We start from the raw sequence: 1616 nt of genomic DNA, 5'->3' as shown, positions 1-1616 counted from the left end.
GTCCCCATCCCTTCCGAGGAGCCCATGCACGACCCCATCCCCGACACCAGCCTCGGCTCGTTCGCTGCCGTCCTCGCCGGCGAACTGCCCGGCACATGGACCAGCACGTACCACCCCGACCGTGGCGGCGACAACGACCACAGCGACCTCACCGACGTCGTGTGGGACATGAACGACGTCGCCGACGCGCTGGCCAAGCACACCGTGGACCACTGCGCCGTGCTGCAGCGCCACGACGGTACCCGTCTGTTCGTGGCCGATCCACTGGGCCACGGCGAGGGATACCTCATCGCCGCCATGGCCCCCTCCCAACAGCCGCCTGAGGCATTCCGTGGTGTCCGCGAGCCCGACGGAATCGCCGTCGACGCCGACCCGTTCAGCGCGGCCGAGCAGATCACCGTCGACCTCCTTCCCCGCTACTACGTCGCAGCCCAGCAGGTCTTCGGGAACGCTGAGCAGCTCCCCCCGGCACAGTCCGCTCCGGAGCGCCTCGTCATGACCTGGTCTGACGGTGCACTCGTCGTCGACAAGCCGGACCGAGCCGATGCCGCCCGGGTGCTCACCGACCACGGATTCATCCTCGACCCGGCGGGAGACGTCCTTGTCCTGTCGGGCGACGACACCGCCCGCCAGGCTGCCTCCGTACGAGCCAGCGGAGAGCGCCTGTCCGAGCTGGGCATCGACACCGTACTGCGTCGTCCGCAGACACAGCCTGCCCTGGGCACCGCCCCCGTCGCTGCACCGCCCACCGCCTCGCCCGCGCCGTCCCCGCGACGGCGATAGCCCCGCACCGCACAGGAGTAACCGCACGTGGGAAACCCTGCCGACGACGACGGCACCGACGTCACGATCTACCGCAAGCCCCTTACCGATACCGTGCACGCCGACACCCCGACCGGCGCACCCGAACCGCTGCTCGCCCTCCTCGACACCCTCGGCTTCGAGCGTCGGACCCTGTCCACCCCCGGGCCGATCTACGTCTGGCACGAAGCACCCGCCCATCTCGACGAGGACGCGAAGAAGCAGCTCGCCACCCATGCCGTGCCGTGGCTGCACAAGGCCGGATACGTGGTCCACATCTCCGATGACGTCTGGGACGCCGCCGCCTACACCGCCGCCGCAACGGCCGTGCGCGACCGCCGCGCCCCGGCCCCGCCTGCGCACCGAAGCCGGTCTGTGCGGCTCGGTTCGATGACCCTCGCCGACGAGCGCGGCGTCGACGTCACCGTTTACCACAGCGACGGAACGATCTACGTTGACACTCGCGTCGCTGCCCCCGAGCATCTCCTGGCCCTGCTTGACGGCCTCGGCCTGGACCGGCACCAGGTCGAGGACGACGTCTGGCATCAGATCCCGGACGAGACGGACCAGATCGCCATGAAGTCCATGGCCGACCGGGCCGTACCTCTGCTGGCCCGTGCCGGATACCGGGTCGACATCGACGCGGACCTCTTCGGCGGCACCGCCTACCGCGCCGCACTCGCCGACCAGGCAGCACATCAGCCAACAGCGCCACCCGCCGCACGAGCACGCCGTGCGCGCTGACCCCAAACCGCCGCCGGCCCCGGATCTCCGGGGCCGGCCCCCCCCGCCCCCGGAGCCCCCCCGCACCCACG

At 71.0% G+C, this 1616-nt stretch carries 2 protein-coding genes; both read left to right on the top strand.

Annotated features, from left to right (window positions below):
• Positions 1-783: hypothetical protein (locus tag ABT004_RS36310; protein ID WP_351346124.1), on the top strand; the 783-nt coding region annotated here is incomplete at its 5' end.
• Positions 784-810: 27 nt separating this feature from the next.
• The gene (locus tag ABT004_RS36305) at positions 811-1545 is read left to right on the top strand and encodes a hypothetical protein (protein WP_351346121.1); all 735 of its coding nucleotides are present in this window, start codon (positions 811-813) and stop codon (positions 1543-1545) included.
• Positions 1546-1616: the final 71 nt, after the last annotated feature.

It is taken from the genome of Streptomyces sp. NPDC002790, assembly GCF_040295505.1.
Taxonomy (GTDB): Bacteria; Actinomycetota; Actinomycetes; order Streptomycetales; family Streptomycetaceae; genus Streptomyces.
Note: the sequence above shows the minus strand (reverse complement) of the source record. Positions and strands in the feature narration are given on the sequence as shown.